At 69.6% G+C, this 25,777-nt stretch carries 21 protein-coding genes; 12 read left to right on the plus strand and 9 right to left on the minus strand.

Annotated elements, in window-relative coordinates; translation table 11 throughout:
- Positions 1 to 43 precede the first annotated feature (43 nt).
- Genes DCD74_RS10700 through DCD74_RS10710 form a run of 3 tightly spaced genes read right to left on the minus strand, consistent with a single transcriptional unit; the run spans position 44 to position 3,481 of the window.
- A complete protein-coding gene (locus tag DCD74_RS10700) occupies positions 44 to 1,762 on the minus strand; it encodes a cation acetate symporter (RefSeq protein ID WP_112927298.1) in 1,719 nt (572 codons plus the stop codon).
- Positions 1,759 to 2,076 (minus strand): DUF485 domain-containing protein, encoded by a 318-nt coding sequence (locus DCD74_RS10705; protein ID WP_112927299.1) that lies wholly within the window; start codon positions 2,074 to 2,076, stop codon positions 1,759 to 1,761. The genes DCD74_RS10700 and DCD74_RS10705 overlap by 4 nt, the downstream gene beginning before the upstream one ends.
- Positions 2,077 to 2,110: 34 nt before the next feature.
- On the minus strand, positions 2,111 to 3,481 hold the full coding sequence (locus DCD74_RS10710) for a DcaP family trimeric outer membrane transporter (RefSeq protein WP_112927300.1): 1,371 nt from the start codon (positions 3,479 to 3,481) through the stop codon (positions 2,111 to 2,113).
- A gap of 224 nt (positions 3,482 to 3,705) precedes the next feature.
- Between DCD74_RS10710 and acs the strand changes: the two genes are divergently transcribed.
- Positions 3,706 to 5,607, plus strand: coding sequence for an acetate--CoA ligase (gene acs / locus DCD74_RS10715; RefSeq protein WP_237049713.1), 1,902 nt, complete (start codon positions 3,706 to 3,708; stop codon positions 5,605 to 5,607).
- A 57-nt stretch (positions 5,608 to 5,664) separates the two neighbouring features.
- The gene (locus tag DCD74_RS10720) at positions 5,665 to 6,336 is read left to right on the plus strand and encodes a response regulator transcription factor (protein ID WP_112927302.1); all 672 of its coding nucleotides are present in this window, start codon (positions 5,665 to 5,667) and stop codon (positions 6,334 to 6,336) included.
- Positions 6,337 to 6,632: 296 nt separating this feature from the next.
- Here DCD74_RS10720 and DCD74_RS10725 read toward each other — a convergent pair whose 3' ends face one another.
- Both DCD74_RS10725 and hemH read right to left on the minus strand, forming a co-directional pair.
- Positions 6,633 to 7,475 (minus strand): alpha/beta fold hydrolase, encoded by an 843-nt coding sequence (locus DCD74_RS10725; protein ID WP_407072238.1) that lies wholly within the window; start codon positions 7,473 to 7,475, stop codon positions 6,633 to 6,635.
- Positions 7,476 to 7,483: 8 nt separating this feature from the next.
- Entirely contained in the window at positions 7,484 to 8,461 is a 978-nt protein-coding gene (gene hemH / locus DCD74_RS10730) for a ferrochelatase (RefSeq protein ID WP_112927304.1), read from the minus strand.
- A 114-nt stretch (positions 8,462 to 8,575) separates the two neighbouring features.
- Here hemH and DCD74_RS10735 point away from each other — a divergent pair, with 114 nt between their 5' ends.
- The 5 genes from DCD74_RS10735 (at position 8,576) to DCD74_RS10755 (ending at position 11,565) form a co-directional block, all read left to right on the plus strand.
- Entirely contained in the window at positions 8,576 to 9,403 is an 828-nt protein-coding gene (locus DCD74_RS10735) for a lipid-binding SYLF domain-containing protein (RefSeq protein WP_112927305.1), read from the plus strand.
- 69 nt (positions 9,404 to 9,472) lie between these two features.
- Positions 9,473 to 9,688: a twin-arginine translocase TatA/TatE family subunit gene (gene tatA / locus DCD74_RS10740; protein ID WP_112927306.1), complete on the plus strand. Its 216-nt coding sequence runs from the start codon at positions 9,473 to 9,475 to the stop codon at positions 9,686 to 9,688.
- Positions 9,689 to 9,709: 21 nt separating this feature from the next.
- On the plus strand, positions 9,710 to 10,120 hold the full coding sequence (gene tatB / locus DCD74_RS10745; protein ID WP_112927307.1) for a Sec-independent protein translocase protein TatB: 411 nt from the start codon (positions 9,710 to 9,712) through the stop codon (positions 10,118 to 10,120).
- A 1-nt stretch (position 10,121) separates the two neighbouring features.
- Entirely contained in the window at positions 10,122 to 10,874 is a 753-nt protein-coding gene (gene tatC / locus DCD74_RS10750; RefSeq protein ID WP_112927308.1) for a twin-arginine translocase subunit TatC, read from the plus strand.
- Positions 10,849 to 11,565 carry an RDD family protein gene (locus DCD74_RS10755; RefSeq protein ID WP_112927309.1) on the plus strand — a complete coding sequence of 239 codons (717 nt, stop codon included), beginning with the start codon at positions 10,849 to 10,851 and terminating at the stop codon, positions 11,563 to 11,565. The genes tatC and DCD74_RS10755 overlap by 26 nt, the downstream gene beginning before the upstream one ends.
- Before the next feature lie 4 nt (positions 11,566 to 11,569).
- Here the strand turns inward: DCD74_RS10755 and DCD74_RS10760 are convergent, their stop codons facing one another.
- Entirely contained in the window at positions 11,570 to 12,487 is a 918-nt protein-coding gene (locus tag DCD74_RS10760; protein WP_112927310.1) for a hypothetical protein, read from the minus strand.
- A 30-nt stretch (positions 12,488 to 12,517) separates the two neighbouring features.
- Complete coding sequence (locus DCD74_RS10765) at positions 12,518 to 13,240, minus strand: glutamine amidotransferase (RefSeq protein ID WP_112927311.1); 723 nt, start codon at positions 13,238 to 13,240, stop codon at positions 12,518 to 12,520.
- Between the two features lie 66 nt (positions 13,241 to 13,306).
- On the opposite strand from DCD74_RS10765, the gene glyQ reads away from it, so the two are divergent.
- The 5 genes from glyQ (at position 13,307) to DCD74_RS10790 (ending at position 22,547) form a co-directional block, all read left to right on the plus strand.
- Complete coding sequence (glyQ, locus tag DCD74_RS10770; protein WP_112927312.1) at positions 13,307 to 14,236, plus strand: glycine--tRNA ligase subunit alpha; 930 nt, start codon at positions 13,307 to 13,309, stop codon at positions 14,234 to 14,236.
- The gene (gene glyS, locus DCD74_RS10775) at positions 14,236 to 16,311 is read left to right on the plus strand and encodes a glycine--tRNA ligase subunit beta (RefSeq protein WP_112927313.1); all 2,076 of its coding nucleotides are present in this window, start codon (positions 14,236 to 14,238) and stop codon (positions 16,309 to 16,311) included. The genes glyQ and glyS overlap by 1 nt, the downstream gene beginning before the upstream one ends.
- 3 nt (positions 16,312 to 16,314) lie before the next feature.
- On the plus strand, positions 16,315 to 16,740 hold the full coding sequence (locus DCD74_RS10780; RefSeq protein ID WP_112927314.1) for a pyrimidine dimer DNA glycosylase/endonuclease V: 426 nt from the start codon (positions 16,315 to 16,317) through the stop codon (positions 16,738 to 16,740).
- Positions 16,741 to 16,824: 84 nt separating this feature from the next.
- Entirely contained in the window at positions 16,825 to 18,603 is a 1,779-nt protein-coding gene (locus tag DCD74_RS10785; RefSeq protein ID WP_112927315.1) for an autotransporter assembly complex protein TamA, read from the plus strand.
- Positions 18,600 to 22,547 carry a translocation/assembly module TamB domain-containing protein gene (locus tag DCD74_RS10790; RefSeq protein WP_237049596.1) on the plus strand — a complete coding sequence of 1,316 codons (3,948 nt, stop codon included), beginning with the start codon at positions 18,600 to 18,602 and terminating at the stop codon, positions 22,545 to 22,547. Before DCD74_RS10785 ends, DCD74_RS10790 begins: the two co-directional genes overlap by 4 nt.
- Here the strand turns inward: DCD74_RS10790 and DCD74_RS10795 are convergent, their stop codons facing one another.
- Positions 22,548 to 23,828 carry a sialidase family protein gene (locus tag DCD74_RS10795; RefSeq protein WP_112927316.1) on the minus strand — a complete coding sequence of 427 codons (1,281 nt, stop codon included), beginning with the start codon at positions 23,826 to 23,828 and terminating at the stop codon, positions 22,548 to 22,550.
- Entirely contained in the window at positions 23,825 to 25,714 is a 1,890-nt protein-coding gene (gene mnmG, locus DCD74_RS10800; protein WP_112927317.1) for a tRNA uridine-5-carboxymethylaminomethyl(34) synthesis enzyme MnmG, read from the minus strand. Before mnmG ends, DCD74_RS10795 begins: the two co-directional genes overlap by 4 nt.
- Positions 25,715 to 25,777: the final 63 nt, after the last annotated feature.

The raw sequence follows: 25,777 nt of genomic DNA on the forward strand, positions 1-25,777 counted from the left end.
GCCGGCATCGCGCCGGCGTTTTCCGTTTCCGCAGCGGCGGGACTCAGTGGCCCGAAGCCTTCGACGCGCCCAGCCCGGTTTCCGAACGGATCTGCTGCGCGCGGAAGGCGGCGCGTTCCTTCTGCGCCTGCGCGCTCTTGTCGGTGATCGAGAAGAACCAGATCCCGAAGAACGCCAGGCTCATCGAGAACAGCGCCGGCGAGGTGTAGGGGAACGGCGCGCTGCCCTTGGCGTGGCCGAGCGTCGCTTCCCACACCGACGGCGAGAGCACGGTCAGCAGCACCGCACTGATCAGGCCGAGGAAGCCGCCGATCACCGCGCCGCGCGTGGTGCAGTCCTTCCACAGCACCGACAGCAGCAGCACCGGGAAGTTGGCCGAGGCCGCCACCGCGAACGCCAGCGAGACCATGAAGGCGATGTTCTGCTTCTCGAAGGCGATGCCCAGCACCACCGCGAGCACGCCGAGCGCCAGCGTGGTCATGCGCGAGACCTTGAGCTCCGAACCCGGCGCCGCGTTGCCGTGCTTGAACACCGTGGCGTAGAGGTCATGGCTCACCGCCGAGGCGCCGGAGAGCGTCAGGCCGGCCACCACCGCGAGGATCGTGGCGAACGCGACCGCCGAGATGAAGCCGAGGAAGACATCGCCGCCCACCGCCTTGGCCACCAGCACCGCGGCCATGTTCTTGGCGCCGTCGCCGCCGTGGATGACGCCCTTGGCTACATCGGCGAACTCGGGGTTGGTGAGCACCAGGGTGATCGCGCCGAAGCCGATGATGAAGATCAGCAGGTAGAAGTAGCCGATCCAGGTCGTCGCCCACAGCACCGACTTGCGCGCCTGCTTGGCATCGGGGACGGTGAAGAAGCGCATCAGGATGTGCGGCAGGCCGGCGGTGCCGAACATCAGCGCCATGCCGAAGCTGATCGCCGAGATCGGGTCCTTGATGAAGCCGCCCGGCCCCATGATCGCCTGGCCTATCGCGCCGGGATCGGCCTCGCCCTTGGCGCTGGCGATGTCGGTCTTGACCCGCACCGCGTCGGCGAACAGCGCTTCGAAACTGAAGCCGTACTTCGACATGATCATGATCGCCATGAACGTCACGCCGGCCAGCAGCAGCACGGCCTTGATGATCTGCACCCACGTCGTCGCGGTCATGCCGCCGAACAGCACGTAGACCATCATCAGCCCGCCCACGATCACCACCGCGATCCAGTAGTCCAGCCCGAACAGCAGCTTGATGAGGCTGCCTGCGCCGACCATCTGCGCGATCAGGTAGAACGCCACCACGACCAGCGTGCCGGAAGCGGCGAAGGCGCGGATCGGGCCGGGCCGGAAGCGGTAGCCGGCCACGTCGGCGAAGGTGAACTTGCCGAGGTTGCGCAGCCGCTCGGCCAGCAGGAAGGTCAGGATGGGCCAGCCGACCAGGAAGCCGGTGGCGTAGATCAGGCCGTCGAAGCCGTCGCCCATCACCGCCGCAGTGATGCCGAGGAACGACGCCGCCGACATGTAGTCGCCGGCGATCGCCAGGCCGTTCTGGAAGCCGGTGATGCCGCCGCCGGCGGTGTAGAAATCCGCCGCCGAACGCGTGCGGCCGGCCGCCCACTTGGTGATCCACAGCGTGGCGACCACGAACGTGGCGAACATGCTGATGGCGATCCAGTTGGTCGGCTGCTTGACGGTCTCGCCGACGTCGGGCGAGGCCAGCGCGAGGCCGCTCGCGCACAACAGTGCGAGCGCGGCGATGAGTCGGGGCAGGCGGTTCATGCGCGGGCCTCCTGCAGCAGTTCGGCATTGAGGCGGTCGAACTCGCGGTTGGCGCGGAACACGTAGATCGCCGTCAGCGCGACGGTGAACACGATCACGCCCATCGCCACCGGAATGCCGACCGTGGTGACGCCCTCGCCCAGGCGCCGCGCCAGCAGCTCCTTGTCGAAGGCGATCAGGCCGACGAAGCCGTAGTACGCCAGCAGCATCAGCACGGTGAGGCTCCAGCCGAGTGCATTGCGCTTGCGCCGCAGCAGCTGGTACTTGGGGTTGGCCTCGATGCGGGCCATCATCGGATCAAGTTGCGTGGACATCGGTTTCCTCCGTGCGCGGCTGCGCGTGATGGCTTCAGAAGCTGTACTTCACCGTGGTGTGGATGCGCTTGATGTCGCCTTCCGCACCGCTCTCCAGCGTGCGCCGGCCCCAGCCGAGTTCCGCGCCGACATCCAGCCTGGGGATCGGCGAATAGATCAGGTTGGCGTGGAGCGATTCCGTGCCGCGGGTGATGCCGAGGCCGGTGAGATTGGTGTCGTTGTCGAAGCGCGCGGCAGCGAACATCAGATTGCCGCGCAGCTTGGCGTTGAAGGCATGGCGCCAGCTGATGAAGCCGCCGACCGCGCCGACCGGATGCAGCTCGCCGCGTGCGTCGATCGCCACGTCGGGCGCGATGCCGAAGCCGAGATAGCGGCCCAGCCCGTCGCCGGCATTGATCGCGTAGCGGATGTCGTCGTTCCTGCCGATGTTGAAGCGGCCCGACACGCTGACCGACGCGCTTTGCGCGTAGTCGGTCGGCACCTTGTACTGGCGCAGCAGCGCGGCCACCGAAAAGTGGCCCCAGTCGCCCTTCTTCTGCCAGCGCGCGGTGGCATCGGGAAAGGCGTTGTCCCCGCTGTTGAAACGCGCGCTGCTGTTCTGCACGGTGGTCTGCGGGTTCTCCAGCGAGAACGACCACGGCCCCTTGGTGTAACGCAGCTGCGCCTGCCGCACGAAGATGGTGCCGTCGGTGACGCCGACGAAATCCACCGCGTCCGGCAGCGCCGAGGTGTCCATGAAGTTGGACCAGCTTTGCCCGGCCAGCCATTCGTTCCAGCTGACATAGGCCTGGCGCACGGTCACGCCGTGGGTGTTGGTGGCGGTCTCGTTGCCGAGGTTGGCGCTGCCGCCGCCGAAGAAGTCGGCCTCGATGTAGGCCTTGACCTTGTGGCCGTCGGCGACGTGGTCGGCGCTGAACCAGAAGCGCGAGAACTGCGCGCCGAAGTCGGTGTACGGATCGACCGCCGCCGTGCCGCCAACCGGGATCGAGGCCGGCAGGTGGAACATGCGTCCGGCGCCGCCATCGGCGATCTTGCCGGCGTCGGTGTCGGTGACCATCGCTTCCATCTTGATGAAGCCGCCATAGCCGAACGTGGTGCCGCGCGCGGCGGCGGGCAGGATCGTGCCGGGCTGGATCGGGCTGGCCGCCTGCGTCTGCGCCACGCGCACCTTCTCGGCGCCGGCCTTCGCCTCCACCGCCTGCTGGCGGGCATCGGCCACGTCCACCTGGGTCTGCTGCTGCGCGGCGGTCAGCGCGGCCACCGTCTTCTCCAGCTGCGCGATGCGCGCCTCCAGTTCCTTCTCCTTCGCGCTCTGCGCCAGCGCCACGCCGGGCGCCAGCAGCGCGATCGCCACGCACAGGCTCAGCCGGGCGCGCCGCGTCGCAGGTCGTTTCGTCGTGTTCATCGGGGATCCCTCGCATGGAATGCGTGGGCCGAGGTTCCGCGCATCGGGGCGGCGCGCCTATTCGCCGATGGTCGAAGCTGCAGCGCAGCATCGACCATCGTCTAACGCGCGCATCGTATGGACTGTTGCACACTCGATCCCACCTGCCACACCTTCGGGAGACCGCCATGTCCAGGCCCGCAGACAGCATCCACGCCCCGGCCCATTTCGCCGCCAAGGCCAACATGCGCCACCGCGACTACGTGCGCGACTACGCCGAGGCCGAGGCCGACCCCGACGCATTCTGGGGCCGCATCGCCGACCGCATCGAATGGATGAAGAAGCCGACGATCATCCGCAACGTCAGCTTCGACCTCGCCGATTTCCGCATCAAGTGGTACGAGGACGGCGAGCTCAATGCCAGCGTCAACTGCATCGACCGCCACCTGCGCGAGCACGGCGAGAAGACCGCGATCCTGTTCGAGCCCGACGACCCGGCGACGCCGGCGGAGAAGATCAGCTACCGCGAACTCTCGCTGAGGGTGAACCGGCTGGCCAATGCGTTGCGCTCGCTCGGGGTGAGGAAGGGCGACGTGGTGACGATCTATCTGCCGATGATTCCCGATGCGGCGGTGGCCATGCTCGCCTGCGCGCGCATCGGCGCGGTGCACACGGTGGTGTTCGGCGGCTTCGCGCCGCATTCCATCGCCGACCGCGTGGGCGACAGCCAGAGCCGGCTGATCATCACCGCCGACGAAGGCCGGCGCGGCGGCAAGACCGTGCCGCTCAAGGCCAACGTGGACGCCGCGCTCAAGCTGCCGGGCACCGAGTCGGTGGAGAAGGTCATCGTGCTGCGCCACACCGACGGCAGCATCGACTTCGACACCCGCCGCGACGTGTGGTGGCACAAGCTGGTCGCCGACCAGCCGACGAAGTGCGAGCCGGAACGCATGAACGCGGAGGACCCGCTGTTCATCCTCTACACCTCGGGGTCCACCGGCAAACCGAAGGGCGTGCTGCACACCACCGGCGGCTACCTGGTGTACAGCGCCTACACCCACGACATCGTCTTCGACCTCAAGCCCGACGACGTCTACTGGTGCACGGCGGACGTGGGCTGGATCACCGGCCACAGCTACATCGTCTATGGCCCGCTGGCCAACGGCGCGACCACGGTGATGTTCGAGGGCATCCCGAGCTGGCCCAACGCCTCGCGCTTCTGGGAGGTGGTCGACAAGCACCAGGTGACGATCTTCTACACCGCGCCCACCGCGATCCGCGCGCTGATGCGCGAAGGCGACCACGCGGTGAAGCGCACTTCGCGCAAGTCGCTGCGCCTGCTCGGCAGCGTGGGCGAGCCGATCAACCCGGAAGCCTGGCGCTGGTACCACACGGTGGTCGGCGAGGAACGCTGCCCGATCGTCGACACGTGGTGGCAGACCGAGACCGGTGGCACGCTGATCTCGCCGTTGCCGGGCGCCACCGACCTCAAGCCCGGCTCGGCCACCCTGCCGCTGCCCGGCGTGCGCCCGGCGCTGGTGGACGCCAACGGCCAGATCCTGGAAGGCGCGGTGGAAGGCAACCTGGTGCTGCTCGATTCCTGGCCGGCGCAGATGCGCACGGTGTACGGCGACCACCAGCGCTTCATCGACACCTATTTCAAGACCTATCCCGGCACCTACTTCACCAGCGACGGCTGCCGCCGCGACGAGGACGGCTACTACTGGATCACCGGCCGCGTGGACGACGTGATCAACGTCAGCGGCCACCGCATCGGCACCGCAGAACTGGAAAGCGCGCTGGTCGCGCATCCCAAGGTGGCCGAGGCGGCGGTGGTCGGCTTCCCGCACGACATCAAGGGCCAGGGCGTGTACGCCTACGTGACCCTGAAGGACGGCGAGACGCCCAGCGACGAGCTGAAGAAGGAGCTCAACGGCCACGTGCGCAAGGCGATCGGGCCGATCGCCAGCCTCGACCATCTCCAGTGGGCGCCGAGCCTGCCCAAGACCCGCAGCGGCAAGATCATGCGCCGCATCCTGCGCAAGATCGCCGAGAACGCGCCCGACCAGCTCGGCGACACCTCGACGCTCGCCGATCCGTCGGTGGTGGATTCGCTGGTGCGCGAGCGGTTGCACGCGAAGGGCTGAGTGGGCGGACCCGTCGTGCCCCCGGCGCGGCGGGAGACGATCAGGCATCATCGATGGATGCCGCTGATCCTGATCGCCGACGACCACCCGCTGTTCCGCGAGGCGCTGCGTGGTGCGATCCACCGCCTGCTGCCCGAAGCCGTGCTGCGCGAGGCCGAGGACGCCGACGGCCTGTATGGCATGGTCGATGCCGCCCCGGATGCCGACCTGCTGCTGCTCGACCTGACCATGCCCGGCGTGCAGGGCCTGTCCGCGCTGGTGCATCTGCGCGCCAAGCACCCGCAGCTGCCGGTGGTGATGGTCTCCGCCCGCGAGGAGCCGGCGTTGATGCGCCGTGCGCTGGACCACGGCGCGATGGGCTTCATCCCGAAGTCGGCGGATGCCGCGACCATCGGCACCGCGCTGCGCGATGTGCTCGATGGCGAGCGCTGGGCGCCCGAAGCGGCCCTGCGTGCCACGCCCGCCGCCGATGCCGCTGAACGCGACATCGCGCGCCGGGTCAGCGAACTCACCCCGCAGCAGTTCCGCGTCCTGCAGATGCTCGCCACCGGCCTGCTCAACAAGCAGATCGCCTACGACCTGGGCGTGTCCGAAGCCACCATCAAGGCGCATATGACCGCGATCCTGCGCAAGCTCGGCGCCAGCAACCGCACCCAGGCGGTGCTGCTGGCCGGCAAGCTGGCGGTGGACCCGGACAGCGTGCAGGCGCCGCCGGAGGAAGTGGAATAAGGCGCTGATCCAGGCCGGGCGGAGCGCGGGCCGTCATCGACCGGCACGGGGGTCGGAAAAATTCCCGGTTGAGTCAGAAAATGTCCCGTCGATGGCGCAAAAAGCGCCAGTGATGGCCTGAAAAGCCCCATCGATGGGGCAAAAAGTCTCATCACTGACCCAAAAAGCCCCATCGCTGACCTGAAAAGTCCCGGCGATGGGCAAAAAAGTCCCATCGCTGCCCTGGAAAGGGTCGGCACCGCCGGTCAGGGACCCATGCGGACGCGGTGCAGCGCATGACGCAGCGCCATGCGGCCTCAGCCCGCCAGGAAATCCCGCACGATCTCGGCCACCGGCACCGGCGTTTCCATGTGCAGGTGGTGGGTGCCGGGCATGACGAAGAGTTCGCCGCGCGGCAGGCAGGCGGCGTAACGGCGGCGCACGTCGTCCGGCAGGTAGGGCTGGGCCGGATCGGCAAAGATCACCCGCGTCTCGCAGTCGATGCCGGCGATCAGCGCCTCGATCTGCGCATCCACCGGGCGGATGAAGGTCGGCACGGTCAGCCGCTGGTCGCTGGACCACTCGAAGCCGCCGGGCACGGTCCGCAGGCCGCGTTCCACGATCAGCCGCGCCACCGGCTCGCTCATCTGGTTGGCACGCATGCGGGCGTGGATCGCCGGCTCGGCGTTGGCGAACACGCGCAGCGGCTTGGCCCCGAGCGCGCGCGACGCCGCCACCGAATCGCGCAGCCGGTTGGCGGTTTCATCGGCCGGCTGCGACAGGCCGCCGAGCGCCTCGATGCAGACCAGCCGCTCGATGCGTTGCGGCACCGCCGCCGCGACCAGGCTGCTGATCCCCGCGCCCATCGAATGCCCGAGCAGGCGGAACGTGTCCCAGCCCAGCGCATCGGCGACATCCAGCACGTGGTGGACGGCGAGTTCGAAGGTGTAATGCGCGCCGGCCGGCAGGTGCACGCTGTGGCCGTGGCCCGGCAGGTCGATGGCGATGAGTTCGATGTCGCCCAGATGGGCCGCCAGCGGCACGAAGCTCGCGGCGTTGTCCAGCCAGCCGTGCAGGGCGAGCACGCGCGGCGCCCCGGCGCGACCGCCGCGCAGCCCGGTGATGCGCCCGAGCGGAATGTCGATGTGGAGGTCGTGCAGTTCGATGCTCATGCGGCCACGTCCCCGGCAATCGCCGCCAGCGCTTCGGCGTGCGCCGCGCCGTCGTTGAGGCAGGGGATGTAGCGGAATTCGCCGCCGCCCGCCGCGCGGAAGGCGTCCGCGTTCTGCATCGCGATTTCCTCCAGCGTTTCCAGGCAGTCGACCGCGAAGCCGGGGCAGGCGACATCCAGCGTGCGCACGCCTTCGCGCCCCAGTTGCTCGACGGTGGTCAGCGTGTAGGGCTGCAGCCAGCGCTCGCGGCCGAAGCGCGACTGGTAGGTCAGCAGGAGGTCGTCGCGATCGAGGCCCAGTGCCGCGGCGATGGCCTGCGTGCCGGCCTCGCACTGCGCCGCATACGGGTCGCCGGCGCGGACCAGCCGTTCCGGAATACCGTGGAACGACAGCAGCAGCCGGTCGCCGCGACCGTGCGTGGCCCAGTGCGCGCGGATCGAATCCGCCACCGCCGCCACCCAGCGCGTATCGCGGTGGTAGTCGGGGATGAGGTCGATGCGGAGACCGGGCAGGCGCGCGCGGATCGCCGCCACCGCATCCTCCACCGAGCCGGTGGTGGTGGTCGAATACTGCGGATACAGCGGCAGCACCACGATCTCGCGCACGCCCTGGGCCTGCAGGGCTTCGACCGCGTCGGCGAAGGCCGGAGTGCCGTAGCGCATCGCCGCGCGCACGCGCCACGCCGGCAGCCGTGCCTGCACGGCGGCGGCCAGGCGCTCGGTGTAGGCGCGCAGCGGCGAGCCGCCATCCATCCAGATCTCGGCGTATTTCTCCGCCACCACCGGGCTGCGGCGCGGCAGGATGACCAAATCGAGCAACGGCTTCCAGACGATGTGCGGGATCTGCACCACGCGCCTGTCGGTCAGGAACTCGCGCAGGTAGCGGCGCACGGCGTCCGGCGTGGCCGACTCGGGCGTGCCCAGGTTGACCAGAACAAGGCCGCGCGGCGCGGCGTGGGGGGCGGGATCAGGCATGGGCGCGAAGGATACCGTGCGCCGGCGTGCGGCCGCCTTGGTTCACCTCCGGGCCGGGTAGTGCGCAGGGGCTGCGGCTATCCTCGGGGGATTCAGACTGTCCGGAGATTCCCGATGCGCCGAGCCGCCCTGGCCCTCGCCGTCCTGCTTGCCACCGCGCCCGCCTTCGCCGGCGAGGTCGAGGACGCCCGCGCCCGCAACGCCGTGCGCGTGCTCAACGAAAGCCTGGCGATCCCGGAATCCGCCATCCCCGACAAGCTGCTGGACGAGGCGCGCGGGATTGTCGTGGTGCCGGACACCATCAAGGCCGGGCTGGTCTTCGGCGGTCGGCGCGGGCTGGGCCTGATGTCGGTGAAGAACCCCGACGGCAGCTGGTCGCAGCCGGCCTTCGTCAAGCTGGTCGGCGGCAGCGTGGGCTTCCAGGCCGGCGTGCAGTCGGCCGACGTGGTGCTGGTGTTCCGCAGCGACCGCGGCCTGGCCGACATCGTCAACGGCAAGTTCACCCTGGGCGCGGATGCCTCGGTCGCCGCCGGCCCGGTCGGCCGCAGCGCCGCCGCCGCCACCGACGGCCAGCTGAAGGCCGAGATCTGGTCGTGGTCGCGCGCGCGCGGGCTGTTCGCCGGCATCGCGCTGGACGGCGCGGTCCTGCGCATCGATGACGACGCCAACCAGGCCGTCTACGGCCAAGGCGCCACGCCGCGGATGATCTTCGAAGGCCGTTCGCCGCAGGCCGCCAGCACCCCGGTCGTCGCCCTGCGCGATGCGCTGGAGGAAGCCACCGCCACCGCCCGCGCCCGCCGCAACGAGGGCGAGACGCCGCGCGTGGCGCCCGCCGCCCCGGCGACGACCGCCGCCGCCGCTGCCGGTTCGGCCGCCGCCGCCACGCCCGCCGAGCCGGCGAAGAAGGCCGAGGACGAGGTCAAGACCACGCCGCTGCCGTAAGCGCCGCGGGGCCCGCGCGACGGCCCTGCGCTATCCTGTGCGCCCCCACATCTTCTATTAGGCCCTGCCATGATCGGTTGGAAAGAACTCCTCATCCTGCTGGTCATCGTGCTGGTGGTGTTCGGCGCCAAGCGCCTGCGCAACATCGGCGAAGACCTGGGCGGCGCGGTCAAGGGCTTCAAGAAGGGCATGTCCGAACCGGACCGCCTGCCGCACGACGACGCCGCCAACAGCCAGGCGCGCGACGAGGCCAAGCAGGACCGCGTGCCGCCGCGCGATTCCTGACGTCCCGCGACAACCGTCGCCATGTTTGAAATCAGCTTCCCCGAACTCATCATCCTGGCCGTGGTGGCCCTGCTGGTGCTCGGCCCCGAGCGCCTGCCGCGTGCCGCGCAGTTCGCCGGGCTGTGGGTGCGCCGCGCCCGCGCCCACTGGCATGAAGTGAAGATGCAGTTCGAGCGCGAACTGGCCGACGAGGAGTTGAAGAAGAGCATCGACGCCACCCGCGCGGCGATGCAGGACTTCCAGGCCTCGATGCGCGAGAGCATCGACGAGGTCGATGCGGTGGCCCGGCAGGCGCGGCTGGATCCGCCGCCGACGCAGGCCGGCGAAGCCGCCTCCCCGGCCATCGAAAGCGAGGCCACGCCCGCGCCCGACGCCGAAGCCGGAAAGCCGGACGAAGCCGCCTCGCCCGACCCCAAGCGCGACGACGCCTGACATGGCCGAAGCAAACGCGAGCGGCGGCTGGCTGTCCCATCTGTTCGAGCTGCGCGCGCGGCTGGTCAAGGTGACGGTCGCGGTGATCGCGCTGTTCGCGCTGTTCGCGATCTTCAGCGACCGGCTCTACAGCGAGCTCGCCGCGCCCATGCTCGCCGCGCTGCCGAAGGGCAGCCAGCTGATCGCCACCGATCCGCTGACGCCGTTCTCCACGCCGCTGCGGCTGGCGCTGTATCTCGCGATCCTCGCCGCCGCGCCGGTGCTGCTCTACCAGGCCTGGGCCTTCATCGCGCCCGGCCTGTACCGCCGCGAGAAGCGCGTGGCCGCGCCGTTGCTGGTGTCGTCGATGCTGCTCTTCTACGCCGGCTGCGCGTTCGCCTACTTCGTGCTGCTGCCGGTGATGTTCAAGTTCCTCGCCGTCACCAAGCCCGAAGGCGTGGTGATGATGCCGGACATCGCGCGCTATCTGGATTTCGTCGCGGTGATCGCGCTGGCATCGGGTTTCAGCTTCGAGGTGCCGGTGGCGCTGGTGATCCTGGTGCTGCTGGGCTGGGTCACGCCGAAACAGCTGGCCGGTGCGCGCGGCTACGCGATCATCGCCATCTTCTTCATCGCCATGATCATCACCCCCGGCGACGGCCTGTCGATGGTGATGATGGCGCTGCCGATGTGCCTGCTCTACGAGGCCGGGATCATCGCCGCGCGGATGGTCGCGCCGCGCCCGCGCGATGCCGCCGACCCCGCCGCCCGTTGAACCGGCGCCGCGCCTGCCGGCCGGCCTGTGGCCGCGCACGGTGGCGTGGCTGGTGGATGCCGGCATCGTCGGATTGATGACGATCGGCATGTCGATGTGGCTGCCCGGTGCGCGTTGGCCGGCGCTGGTCGAACGCTGGCAGGCGCTCGGCACCACGATGGGCCGCTGGATGCGCGAAGCCGCCGAACGCGGCGACGATCCGCTGACGATGCTCGCCGCGCTCTACGCCAGCAATGGCCCGATCCGCCCGGCGATCCACGCGGTCGTCACCTCGCTGCACGCATGGCTGTGGCCGCCGCTGGCGGTCTTCGTGCTGCTCGGCGCGCTCTATTGGCCCTGGCTGGAGCGTGGTGAAAAAAGCGCCACCTTCGGCAAGCGCCTGCTCGGGCTGGAAGCGCGTGACGCGACGGGTGCGCGGTTGTCGTGGGGGCGCGCGCTGGCGCGGCATCTGGCCGGCACGCTGAGCTGGCTCAGCCTCAACATCGGCCATCTGCTGGCGGCATCGGCGCCCGGGCATCGCGCCCTGCATGACCGCATCGCCGGCACCCAGGTGGTGTGGGTTGGCGCAGCCCGCAGGGTGCCGGCCTGGGGCTGGCTGCTGGTGGCGGTCGCGATGCTGCTGCCGCTGGTGGTCGCGTGGGCGGCGGTGGCCGCGCTGTCGTCGGCGATGCAGGCGGCGCTGCTGGGCTGAGGCCTCAGGCCTCGATGCGGTGCGACTGCGGGGCCGGTGCCGGCTCCGGCGCGGCCTCGTCACCGAAGGTGTCGCGCCAGATCAGGTAACCGCCGCCGCAGACCACCACCAGCACGGCGGTGATGAAGGCGAACGTGAGCAGCATCCCCAGCAATACCGCGAGCGGCGCGAACAGCTTGCCGATCACCAGCAGCACCACGCTGCCGACCACCGACAGCACCAGCCCGGCCACCATCACCGCGCCGAAGAACAGCACGGCGGCCAGCAGGTTGGGCCCGAGGTTGCGCAGCGCCGCGCGGGCGGCGGCGAACACCGATGCACCGAAGCGCGCGCCCGACAGCGCCACCAGCGCGATGCCGAGCAGCAGCACCGTGGTGGTGAAGTAGTTGAAGGCGATCTGCCACAGGAACAGCAGGCCCGGATGCGCCGGCGCGGGCAGCGGTGCCGGCTGCTGCTGTTGCACGATGGCGTTGACCGCCTCGTTGTAGGCGGCCATGTAGTCGCTGCCGGCCAGCTGGCTGGTAATCAGCGTGCCGAGCGCCATCACGCCGATCTGCAGGCTGCCGAACGCGGCGAGCCGGCCGGCATGGCCGCTGCGGAACGGCGCGAACAGGTCGCGGGCGTGGACCGGGCGGCCGGCCTCGGTTTCGCGGATCACGTGCATCAGGCCGCCGATCAGCACCGGCACCAGCATGAACACCGCGACCAGGGTCAGCAGCATCATCGCCAGCGCCGCGGTGCCGGGCGTGCCGCCGGCGCTGAGCAGGCCGGCCAGCAGGCTGCCGCCCGACGCCAGCATGGTCAGCGTGCCGACCATCAGCAGTGCCGCGCCGAACACCGCGCGCGGATTGCGCACGCCCAGGTTCACCGCCTGCAGGAACCAGGCCCAGGCGCGGGACAGCGGAAGCGAACGGATCTGCATCGGGGGACTCGGTGGGGCGGCGGGAGGACGCTAGGCGATGGCGCGTGAAGCGCGCCGCACGAATTGTCGCAGGATGCCGCGCGCGATGGGCGTGGCCCGCACCGCGCGCAGACGGGCGGCCGGGTCGGCGCCCTCGGCGGCGAGCGCTTCGCTGCGGGCACGCAGATAGCCGTGCATATGCCGCGCCGAGAACTCCGGATGGAACTGCACACCCCAGGCGGCATCGCGGAAACGCAGCGCGGCGTGGCGGTCCTGCGCGGTGGTGGCCAGCACCGCGGCACCGGCGGGCGGCGACAGCACCGTCTGCAGATGGGTGGACTGGACCAGGAAGGACGCGGGCAGGTCGGCGAACAGCGGGTCGGTCGATGCGGCTCCGGTGACGTGTGCCTCGACCGTGCCCATCTCGCGGCCGGCCGGGTTGTCGCCGACTTCGCCGCCGAGCGCATGCGCGATCAGCTGGTGGCCGTAGCAGATGCCGAAGGCCGGCGTGCCGCCTTCGATGGCATCGCGCAGCCATGCGGCGGTGGCTTCGCTCCAGGGCAGGCGGTCGCTGACCATCGCGCCGGATCCGGTCACGATCACCCCGGCGTAGGGGCGCGGAGAAGGCGGCATCGCGCCCGATTCGACATCCACCACCTCCGCCTCGTCCGGACGCAGGCCGGCGGCCACGCGGATCCAGTGCGGAAAGCCGCCACGCCGCCGCATCATCGCCACCGGGGTGCCGGTCTGCAGGATCAGGAAGGGCAACGACATCGACGAGCATCCAGGTGGGGCGATAGCGCCACTTATACTAAGGAAATCGAATTTCCGGCCATCGCGATGCCCGCCGAACGCGTCAACATCACCTTCCAGGGACTGATCCAGCGCCTCAACGCCTACTGGGGCGGGCAGGGCTGCGTGCTGATCCAGCCGCTCGACCTCGAGGTCGGCGCCGGCACGTTCCATCCCGCCACCTTCCTGCGCGCGCTCGGGCCGGAGCCGTGGAACGCCGCCTACGTGCAGCCTTCGCGCCGCCCGACCGATGGCCGCTACGGCGAGAACCCCAACCGCCTGCAGCGCTACTACCAGTACCAGGTGGTGATGAAGCCGTCGCCGGACAACATCGTCGAGCTGTATTTCGACTCGCTGAAATCGCTCGGCGTCGATCCCGAAGTACACGACCTGCGCCTGGTCGAGGACAACTGGGAGTCGCCGACGCTCGGCGCCTGGGGCCTGGGCTGGGAAGTCTGGTTGAACGGCATGGAAGTCACCCAGTTCACCTGGTTCCAGCAGGCCGGCGGGCTGGAGTGCCGGCCGGTGCTGGGCGAGATCACCTACGGTCTTGAGCGCCTGTGCATGTACCTGCAGAACGTGGACAACGTGTTCGACCTGGTCTGGACCTACGGGCCGGACGGCACGCCGGTGCATTACCGCGACGTTTACCACCAGAACGAAGTCGAGCAATCCGCCTACAACTTCGAGCATGCCGATGTGGATGAACTGTTCCACCGCTTCGATGCCTGCGAGCGCGAGGCGCTGAAGCTGGTCGAAGTGGGCCTGCCGCTGCCCGCTTACGAACAGGTGATGAAGGCCTCGCACAGTTTCAATCTGCTCGACGCCCGCCGAGCAATTTCGGTGACCGAACGCCAGCGCTACATCCTGCGCGTGCGCAACCTGTCGCGCGCGGTGGCGGAAAGCTATTACGCGCAGCGCGAGAAGCTGGGCTTTCCGGGTTTGAAAAACGCCGGCGCGAAGCAGGAGGCCGCGTGATGTCGAACGTGAACATGCAGCCGTTGCTGATCGAACTGGGCACCGACGAACTGCCGGTCAAGGCGCTGCCGGGGCTGGCGCAGGCGTTCTTCGACGGCATCGTCGGCGGGCTGGAAAAACGCGGCATCGCGCTCGACGCGACCGGCGCCAAGCCGCTGTACACGCCGCGCCGCCTGGCCGTGCTGCTGCCGGGCGTCGCCACCGAGCAGCCCGAGCAGAAGAGCGAGGTGCTCGGCCCTTACCTCAACATCGCGCTGGATGCGAACGGTGCGCCGACCAAGGCGCTGGAAGGTTTCGCGGCCAAGGCCGGCATCGACTGGACGCAGCTGGAAAAGACCAGCGACGCCAAGGGCGAGCGCTTCGTCCACCGCAGCGTGAAGCCGGGCGTGGCGACGCGCGGGCTGCTGGCCGAGATCGTGGCCGAGGCGATCGCCGCGATGCCGATCCCCAAGCCGATGCGCTGGGGCGCGCATACGTACGCGTTCGCGCGGCCGGTGCACTGGCTGGTGATGCTGCTGGGTGATGACGTCGCGCCGGGCGCGGTGATGGAGATCGACGCCGGGCGTGTCTCGCGCGGGCATCGCTTCATGCAGGCGGGCGAAGTGGTGATTTCGTCGCCTGCCGCCTATGTCGATGCGCTGCGTGCGGCGAAGGTGCTGGTCGATCCCGACGAACGCCGCGCGCGCATCGTCGAACAGGCCGAGGCCGCCGCCCGCGAGGTGGACGGCATCGTGCGCATCGACCAGTCGCTGCTGGAAGAAGTCAACGGCCTCAACGAATGGCCGGTGGCGGTGCGCTGCACGTTCGAGCGCGAGTTCCTGCAGGTGCCGCAGGAAGCGCTGATCTCCACCATGGAGGCGAACCAGAAATTCTTCCCGGTGCTGACCGCCGAGCATCGTCTCAGCGAGCATTTCATCGGCACCAGCAACATCGAGTCGAAGGACGTGGCGCAGGTGCGCAAGGGCTACGAGCGGGTCATCCGCCCGCGCTTCGCCGACGCGCGCTTCTTCTACGAGGAAGACCTGAAGCAGGGCCTGGATTCGATGAACGCCGGCCTGGCCACGGTGAAGTACCAGGACAAGCTGGGCAGCATGGCCGACAAGGTCGCGCGCGTCGCCGCGCTGGCCCAAGCCATCGCGCCGCAGGTGGGCGTGGACGCGGCGCTGGCGCGTCGTGCCGCCGGGCTGTCGAAGGCCGACCTGCAGTCGCGCATGGTCAACGAGTTTCCGGAGCTGCAGGGCATCGCCGGCCGCTACTACGCCGGTGCGATGGGCGAGCCCGGCGAAGTGTCCGCCGCGATCGACGAAGGCTGGATGCCGCGCAACGCCAGCGACGACATCGCACCGTCGAAGCTGGGTCAGGTGCTGGCGATCTCCGAACGCCTGGACACGCTCGCGGGTGGTTTCGCCGCGGGCCTGAAGCCGACCGGCAACAAGGATCCGTTCGCGCTGCGGCGGAATGCGTTGGGCCTGGCGCGGACGGTGATTGAGGGGGGCATCGACATCGACTTGCCGGCTTGGCTGCAACAGGCCGGTGCCGCGCTGCCGGTCACCGCGAGTGATGCGGGCGAACTGCAGGACTTCATCCTCGACCGCCTGCGCAGCTGGTACGAAGACCGTGGCTTCAACGCGCAGCAGTTCGATGCGGTCGCCGCGCTGCGTCCGGCGTCGTTGACCGACTTCGATGCGCGCCTCAACGCGCTCGGTGCCTTCGCGAAACTGCCCGAAGCGGCCGCGCTCGCCGCCGCCAACAAGCGCGCCCGCAACATCCTCAGGAAAGCCGAAGGTGACGTGCCGGCGGCGGTCGAACCCGCGTTGTTCGCCGAAGACGCCGAACGCGCGCTGGCCGATGCGCTGCACGCCGCGCTCGCCGATACCGATGCCACGCTGGCCGCCCGCGATTACGTCGCGGTGCTGACCCGGCTGGCCGCGCTGCGCCCGAGCGTGGATGCGTTCTTCGACCAGGTGATGGTGAATGCCGAAGACCCCGAGGTGCGCGGCAACCGCCTCGCGCTGCTGAAGAAACTGGCCGACCGGCTCGGTGCCGTGGCGGCGATCGAGCACCTGAGCGCCTGAGCCATGCGGCTCTGGTCCGTGCACCCGCGCCACCTCGACCCGCAGGGGCTGGTGGCGTTGTGGCGCGAAGGCCTGCTCGCCCGCAAGGTGCTGCACGGCCAGACCAGGGGCTATCGTCACCATCCGCAGTTGCAGCGCTTCCAGGCGCATGCCGCACCGCTCGATGCCATCGACGCCTACCTGCACGCGGTGGTCGATGAAGCCGATGCGCGTGGCTACCGCTTCGACCGCAGCAAGCTCGCGACACGCATCGACGCCGAAGCCATCGATGTGACCAGCGGCCAGCTCGATTTCGAGCGTGGCCACCTGCTGGCGAAACTGGCGGTGCGCAATCCGGCGCTGCACCGGCAGTGGCGCGATGTGGATATCGACATCCACCCGCTGTTCCGGCGCGTGCCCGGCCCGGTCGCCGCGTGGGAGCGGCCCTGAGCCAGCGGGCCTTGCACATACCGGTGCGCGGCGGGTTAAGCCCGCGTCATCGGTAGGCAGGGTGGCCACGGTTATCCTTGCCCGATGACGTTCCCCCGCCTCGTTATCGCGCTGTCATGCGCGCTCATTCCGTTGTCCGCGCAGGCGGAAAAGATCAGCCGCGTCGATATCCACGGGCTGGACGAGGCGATGGCCGAGAACGTGCGGGTCAACCTGTCGCTGGAGGATTCGCTCGACAAGACCATCACCGTGCGCCGCCTCGACTACCTGCTGGAGACCGCGCAGGACGAGGCGCGCGAGGCGCTTGAACCCTTCGGCCACTACTCGCCCACGGTCAACGTGCGTCAGTCGGGCGATGCGAACGCGCTGGTGGTGACGCTCGACATCGACCCCGGTGCGCCGGTGCGCGTGCGCCGCGAGGACGTGCGGATCAGCAACGAAGGCGGCGACGACCGCTACATGAAGGAAGAACTGGCCGCCTTCGCGCCGAAGCCGGGCGAAGTCTTCACCCATCCCGAATACGAGGCGAGCAAGGCCCGGATCACCCGCCGCCTGGCCGAGCGTGGTTATTTCGATGCCGACTTCACTGCGCGCCGGGTCGAGGTGACGCGCGCGGAAAACGCCGCCGACATCGACCTGGCCTGGGACAGCGGGCTGCGCTACGACATGGGGGAAGTGAGCTTCGTGCAGGCGCCGAAGGAGATCATCGACCCGGGCCTGCTGGAGAAGCTCATCTACTGGCAGGAAGGTGAGTACTACCACCAGGGCCGCCTCGACCGCCTGCGCAAATCGCTGGTGTCGCTGGACTATTTCTCGCGCATCGACATCGACCCCAGGCCGCAGGACGCGGTGGACTACCTGGTGCCGGTCACGGTGACGCTGACGCCGGCCAAGCGCAGCGTCTACAACCTGGGCCTGTCGTTCGGCACCGACAGCGGCGCCGGTTTCACCGCCGGCATGGAGCGGCGTTACCTCAACCGCCGTGGGCACAAGGCGCTGGCGCAGCTGGACTGGGCGCAGAAGCGCAAGACGCTGACCCTGCAGTACCGCGTGCCGGCGTTCCGCTGGCTGGATGGCTGGTACACCGGCAGCCTGCAGGCCGCCGACGAGCAGAACGATTACATCGACACGCGCCGGCTGGAGTTCGTGGCCAGCCGCAGCGGCGAGATCAACCGCTACCTGACCGCGATCGCCTCGCTGCACGCGCTGCGCGAACGCTGGGCCTACGAGGTGGATGGCAACGGCAGCGGTGAGCCGCTCTACAACTACGCCACCTACACCTATCCGTCGTTGCGCGCGGAATATATCGATGCCGATGACCGGCTGTTCCCGCGCGATGGCCGTGGCGCGACGCTGATGCTGCGCGGTGGCGTGGCAGGCGCCGGCTCCGATGCCAACTTCGCGCAGCTGCATGCGGGCGTGCGCTGGTTCAAGGGCCTGGGCAAACGCAACCGGCTGCTGGTGCGCGGCGAAGTGGGCCACACCTGGACCGATTCGCTGGTGGACATCCCGCCGAGCCTGCGCTTCTACGCCGGTGGCGACCGCAGCATCCGCGGCTATGGCTGGCGCGAAGTCGGGCCGCGCATCGACGGCAGCGACCGTGGCCGCATGTATGCGATCGGCGCCAAGAACGTGGTGACCGGCAGCGTGGAATTCGAGCGCTACTTCACCCCGACCTGGGGCGCGGCGGTCTTCGTCGACAGCGGCAGCGCGTTCAACAACCGCCCCGACTGGCGCACTGGCGTGGGCATCGGCGCGCGCTGGAAATCGCCGGTCGGGCCGATCCGCATCGACATCGCACGCGGGCTGGACCAGCCGGATTCGTCCTTCCAGCTCTACATCGGGCTGGGGGCTGACCTGTGAGCCGTCGCGGCGGCCCGCGCCCGGACTGGCGCGCACGCTACGCGCGTTATCGCCGCTACGGGCTGGACCCGCTGCCGGATGACGCCACGCCCGAACAGCGCGAGGAACGCCTCGCGGAGTTGAAGAAGCTGCGTCGCCGCCGCCAGCGCAAGGTGGCATGGCGAAGCGGTATCGGCACGCTGCTGCTCACGGCGTTGGTCGCCGTGCTGCTGTGGTGGCTCTTGACCACCATCGGCGGGCGCAACGTGCTGCTGGCACGCATCGTCGCCGCGCTGCCGGCGAACGCATCGCTCAGCTGGAAGTCCGCCGAAGGCCCGGCCAAGGGGCCGCTCAGCCTGCACGGCGTGCGCTTCACCTGGGCGACGTGCGCGGATGTGGACCGCCCGGTCAACGCGCCCTTCGCCAGTTGCAAGGAGCGTCGCGACACCGTGTTCACCGCCGACACGGTGACGCTGGACCCGAGCGTGCGCCCGCTGCTCGGCCGCAAGCTGCGGCTGGACGCGCTCGACATCCGCAATGCCACGCTCGACCTGGCGAAGGACGACAAGCCGTTCGAACTGCCGAAGTGGCCGGAGGTGCTGCCGCGCATCGAACCGCCGCTGGCGATCGAAGCCGATGCGATCCGCATCGATGGCCTGAAAGTGAGCAATGCCGGCGAGCCGAGCATCGACATCCAGCAATTGCGTGGCGGGCTGCGTGCGGAATCCGGCCGCCTGGTGCTGGAGGAAATCGACGTGCGCAGCGACCGTGGCCACTTCCACGCCGACGGCTCGTACGTGTCGCGCGACAACTACGCGACCGACCTCACCGCCACCGCGATCTTTCCGGCGCCGGCGGGACAGACCGCGGGCCGGCTCGGGCTGATCGCGCGCGGCAACCTGGACACGATGGATGTGTTCGTTGGTGGTCGCGCGCCGGCGCCGCTGCGCGCCACGCTCACCCTGCGCCCGCCGACGCGCGGCACGAGCGAGGACAACGCGCGCTGGACGCTGCGCGCGAAGAGTGACGGCCTGGACCCGGCGGTGTTCACCGGCGAGCGCGGTGGCGAGCCGATGCTGTTCGATGCGAATGGCGAAGGCGTGGGCGGAAGTGGCACCCTGCGCGGCGAATGGCGGCAGGGCGACAACCGCATCGTGGTGCAGCCGTCGAAACTGCGGCTGCAGGACCAGACCCTGCACGCGCAACCGCTGGTGGTGGATGTGCTCGGTGGCCGGGTCACGCTCAACGGCAGCGGCACCTTCAAGCAGGACGTCGCGCGTTTCCGCTTCGCGGCGAATGCGCGCGGGCTGCGCTGGAGCGATGCGCAGGGCCAGGCGCAGGTGGCCGGCGATGGTGACTTCGGCGTGGCCGGTACGCGCGAGCAGTGGGCGGTCATCGGCGAGGCCAAGCTGCTCCGCGGCACCCAGCGTGCGGATGTGGCGCTCGACGGTGCCGGCGATGCGCGCGGCCTGACCATCAAGGCCCTGCGCGCGGTGATGCCGGAAGGCCGGCTCGACGCCACTGGCCGCATCGACATCAACCCGTCCACGCAATGGAAGCTGGATGCACGGCTGGCCGGTTTCGATCCCGGCTATTTCCTGCCCGATTGGCCGGGCGCGGTGAACGGGCGCATCAACACCCATGGCGGCATCGATGCACGCAACCGCATCAGCGCCGACGTCGATGTGCGCGATCTCGGTGGCCGCCTGCGCGGGCGTGCGCTCGGCGGGCGCGGCAGCCTGCAGGTGCGCGGCGAGGAATATTCGGGCGATGTCGCGTTGACGCTTGGCGCAAGCCGGCTGGACGCGAAGGGCCGGATCGGCCAGCGCATCGATATCGACGCGAAGTTCAGCCCGCTGCAGTTGAACGACTTGCTGCCCTCGGCGACCGGCGTGTTGAACGGCAGCGTGCAGCTGCGCGGGCCGCGCAACGCCTTCGACATCGACGCGGATATCGCCGGCCGTGACCTGCGCTATGGCGATTACCGCGCGGCGCAGCTGACCGCGCGCGGCCGGCTGCCGTGGCAGGGCGGCGGTGGTGACCTGCGCATCGATGCACGCGGCATCCAGGCCGGCCTCGCCTTCGACACCTTGCAGGCACACGCGACGGGCGCGATGGAAAACCTGCGGCTGGACGCGCAGGCCGGCGGAGCGATGGGTGCGCTGCGGCTCAACGGCACCGCGCTGCGACGCGGGCAGGACTGGTCGGGGCAGCTGGCCACGTTCGATTTCGATCCGCCGAAGGGCGCGAGCTGGCGGCTGCAGGCGCCGATCGGTTACGCGCAGCGCGGTGGTGCGTGGACGCTGACGCAGGGCTGTTTCGCGTCGAGCGGCGGAGGCCAGCTGTGCGCGGGCGGGCAATGGCCGGGGCGCGGGCTCGACATCCGTGGCAACGGTCTGCCGCTGGCGCTGGTCACGCCGTGGCTGCCGCCGCGCGAGGACGGCAAGGTGTGGATGCTGGATGGCAGTGCCGATATCGACGCCCATGTGCGCCCGGTCGGCAACAGCTGGGCCGGCACCGCGCAATTGCGCTCGGGTGCGGGCGGCCTGCAGCTGGGCGACAAGCGCACCGATGGCCTGCTCAGCTATCGCGCGCTGGTGCTGGATGCGCGCTTCGACCCGCAACGCATCAACGCCACGCTCGACACCGGCATCAGCGGCGATGGCCGGATTAAGGCGCGGGTCGATACCGGCTGGGACGAATTCGCGCCGCTGGCCGGCAGCATCGACCTCGACATGAACGACCTGTCGTGGCTGGAAGCCTTCGTGCCCGATCTGGTCGATCCGCGCGGCACGGTCGATGGCGTCATCACCCTGTCCGGCACGCGCGGCAATCCGGCGATCGGCGGCAACGCGCAGCTGCTCAACCTGCGCGCCGAAGTACCCGCATACGGCCTGGTGCTGACGCAGGGCAACCTGTCGCTGCGCGCGCAGGCGGATGGCAACGCGCGGCTGTCCGGCAGCGTGCGGTCGGGCGACGGCATCCTCAACATCGATGGCACGCTGGGCTGGCGCGGGCAGGACACGCCGGTGGTGCTGAAGGTCAGCGGCAAAAACGTGCTGCTGTCCGACACCCGCGAACTGCGTGCGGTGGTGGACCCGGAGGTCACCGTGCAGATCCAGCCCGGCCAGCCGATGCGCGTCACCGGCACCGTGGCCGTGCCCTCCGGGCGCATGGACCTGGAGCGGCTGGACGATGGCGTGACCCGTTCCGATGACGTGGTGGTGCTGGATCCGGTCAACCCGAAGCGCACCGCCCGCACCGGCTTGGACATGGACCTGACGCTGGCGATCGGCGACGACGTGCAGCTGCGTGGCTTCCGGTTGGACGGGCAGCTGGGCGGCCGCCTGCGCGTGCTGGCCAAGCCGGGTCGCGAGATGACCGCGACCGGCACGCTCACCGTCGATGGCCGCTACAGCGCCTACGGCCAGAAGCTGCAGATCGAGACCGGCCGCCTGGTCTGGACCAACGACGCCATCGCCAATCCGGTGCTCGACATCCGCGCGCAGCGCGAGGTGGGCGATGTCACCGCCGGCATCCGCGTCACCGGACGTGCCACCGCGCCGAATGCGGAAGTCTGGGCGAACCCGGCGATGGACCAGTCCGAAGCGCTGGCCTATCTCGCGCTGGGCCGCTCGCTGTCTTCGGCCAGCGACGAGGAAGGCCGCCAGTTGAATGCCGCGTCCGCCGCGCTGACCGCCGGTGGCAGCCTGCTCGCCTCGCAGCTGGGCGCGAAGATCGGGCTGGACGATGCCGGCTTCATGCAGTCCAGCACGCTGGGCGGCAGCGTGTTCGGCGTCGGCAAATACCTGTCGCCGCGCCTGTACGTCGGCTACGGCGTGTCGCTGCTCGGCACCGGCCAGGTGCTGACGCTGAAGTACCTGCTGCGCAAGGGCTTCGACATCACCATCGAATCGAGCACGGTGGAGAACAAGGGCTCGGTGAACTGGCGCACCGAGCGCTGATTACTCCACGCCGATGCGCGCGCCATGCAGCACGCGCGCGCCGGCTTCGACATCGGTCCAGACCAGCCACGCGCCGCGTCCATCGGACACCAGTCGCGGCAGGCCGCTGGCGTGGCCGCGCGCTTTCAGCTTCGCCACTTCGATGCGCTGCCATTCGCGGTCGAGCGCGGGCGAGAAACGCGCCAGCATCAGCGACTGCACGCCATCGGCTTCGCGCAGCCACGCGACCCAGGCCTGCTTCGCGTCCAACGCCACGGCGACGCGGCCGAGCACCGGCGCACCGGCATCCACTTCGTGCATCGGGCCGAAGCCGCGTCCAGCCGCCCGCGCGATGCGCACGCGTGGGCCGCCATCGGCCTCTGTGTACCAGCCGGCGAGCGCGCTGTTGCCGTGCGCGGCGAGCGCAGGCCCGTTGACCGGGCAGCCTTCGATCCGCCAGCCATCGGCATGCACCGCGCGTGCCGCCTGCCATCTGCCGTCGATGCGGCGGCTGCTCAGGATGTCGCGGGTTTCATCGGCGTCGCGGCCGCGCCAGGCCAGCATCGGTTCGCCCGCGACCAGCGCCGCGCCGGTCTGGCAGCAGTCGCAGGTGGAGGCGTCGAGTTCGCGTTCGTCGTGACGCGCGAGGCGTGCATCGAAGCTGGCCGTGCGCAGCGTCATCCGCCCGCCGCCGTGGTGCGCGTGCGCGCCGGCGGTGTTGCGGCCATCCAGCCAGGCGATGCCGATGCGGTCCGCGCCTTCCGGCCACAGCGTGGCGAAACCGTGCTCGCTGTCGGTGCCGTCATCGTTGACCTTGACCGTGGCCTGCCAGCTGCGTCCGCCGTCATCGGAACGCGCCAGCACCACGTCGTAGCCGCCGCGCTCCTCGCCCTGGCGCTGCAGCCAATGCGCCCACAACGCGCCATCGGCGGTGGCGATCAGATGCGGCGTGTCGGCCCAGTTGGCGACGAGGTCGCTGCCGGAAGCGATATCGCGCGGCGCCTGTGCCGGCCACGCGCCCTTGGCATCGGCGATGGCGAAGCGGAAATGCTGCGTGCCGTTGTCGCCGGCCTGCAGCCAGCCGAGCAGCAGGCGGCCATCGGGCGCGATGCGCAGGTCGGGCGAGGCGGCGCCGGGCGATGCCGGCAATGGCCACGGCGTCACCCGCATCGTCTGTGGGATGTCCGATGTCGCGACGGAGGCGTGATTCGAATGGTCGGTGGACGATGCCGGCTGGCAGCCGGCCAGCGCGATCAATCCGGCGCAGGCGACGATACGCGCGATGCGCCGATGCAGCCTCATGCCGCGCGCTCGCGCCGGGCGCGGGTCAGGTGGACGATGAGCAATTGAACCGCCGCCGGCGTGACGCCGGGAATGCGTTGCGCCTGGCCGAGCGTCTGCGGGCGCACGCGTTCGAGTTTCTGCAGCACTTCCGCCGAAAGTCCACGCACGTTCGCGTAATCGAAACCGTCGGGGATCGTGCTGTCCTCGTGGCGACGCGCCTTGGCGATCTCCTCGCGCTGGCGGTCGAGATAGCCGGAATACTTCGCTTCGATCTCCACCTGCTCGGCCACCTTCGCGTCGGCGACCGCAGGCCCGATGCCTTCGACCTTCGACAGCGTGGCGTAATCGAGTTCGGGCCGGCGCAGCAGGTCCATCGCGGAAGTTTCGCGGCTCACTTCCACCCCGATGTCGCGGGCCACGGCCGCGCCGAGCGGATTGTTCGGCGCCGCCCACAGCGACTTCAGGCGCGCGGTTTCGGCATCCACCGCCGTGCGCTTGGCTTCGAACGCGGCGTAACGCGCGTCATCGACCAGACCCAGTTCGCGCCCGGTCGGTGTCAGTCGCGCATCGGCATTGTCCTCGCGCAACTGCAGCCGGTATTCGGCGCGGCTGGTGAACATGCGGTAGGGCTCCAGCGTGCCCTGGGTGATCAGGTCATCGACCAGCACGCCGAGATACGCTTCGTCGCGGCGCGGGCTCCAGGCGTCCTTTTCCTGCACGAAGCGCGCGGCGTTGACGCCCGCCAGCAGGCCCTGCGCGGCGGCTTCCTCATACCCGGTGGTGCCGTTGATCTGGCCGGCGAAGAACAGCCCGGCGACCGCCTTCGTCTCAAGCGACGACTTCAAGCCGCGCGGGTCGAAGAAGTCGTATTCGATGGCGTAGCCGGGCCGGGTGATGTGCGCCCATTCGAAGCCGGTGATCGAACGCACCAGTTCAAGCTGCACGTCGAACGGCAGCGAGGTGCTGATGCCGTTCGGGTAGATCTCGACCACGCCGAGGCCTTCCGGCTCCACGAAGATCTGGTGCGAGGCCTTTTCGGCGAAGCGCACCACCTTGTCCTCGATGCTCGGGCAGTAACGCGGCCCGATCCCTTCGATCTGCCCCGAATACAGCGGCGAACGATGCAGCGCGTCGCGGATGATCTGGTGCGTGCGTTCGGTCGTATGCGTGATCCAGCAGCTGACCTGCACCGGGTGGTCGGCATCGGAGCCCATGAAGGAAAACACCGGGCGCGGCGTGTCGCCGGGCTGCTCGGTCATCACCGAATAATCCAGCGTGCGGCCATCGATGCGCGGCGGCGTGCCGGTCTTGAGCCGGTCGACGACGAAGCCGCCTTCGCGCAGCTTGGCGGCGAGTGCGCTCGACGGCGGATCGCCCATGCGGCCGGCGGCGTACTGGGTCTCGCCGATGTGGATCTTGCCGGCCAGGAACGTCCCCGCCGTCAGCACGATGGACGGCGCCTCGAATTTCAAACCGGTCTGGGTGATGACGCCGCGCACCGCATCGCCTTCGATCAGCAGGTCGTCAACCGAGGCCTGAAACAGGGTCAGGTTGGGCTGCGTTTCCACCGCGCGGCGGATGAAGGCGCGGTACAGCGCGCGGTCGGCCTGGGCGCGGGTGGCGCGCACGGCGGGCCCCTTCGATGCGTTCAAGGTGCGCCACTGGATGCCGGCGGCGTCGGCGGCTTTCGCCATCACGCCGCCGAGCGCATCGATCTCCCTGACCAGATGTCCCTTGCCGATCCCGCCGATGGCCGGGTTGCAGCTCATCGCGCCCACGGTCTCGATGTTGTGGGTCAGCAGCAGGGTGCGTGCGCCGGCCCGTGCGGAGGCGAGCGCGGCCTCGGTGCCGGCATGGCCGCCGCCGATCACGATGACGTCGAAGTGGTGGAAGTCGTGCTGCATCGGAAATCTTGTCCAGAGGCGTCGCCTGCGCGGCCCGGCCGGAAATTGTAGGCGCAGGCCCGG

The sequence above is a fragment of the Lysobacter oculi genome, from assembly GCF_003293695.1.
Classification (GTDB): Bacteria; Pseudomonadota; Gammaproteobacteria; order Xanthomonadales; family Xanthomonadaceae; genus Solilutibacter; species Solilutibacter oculi.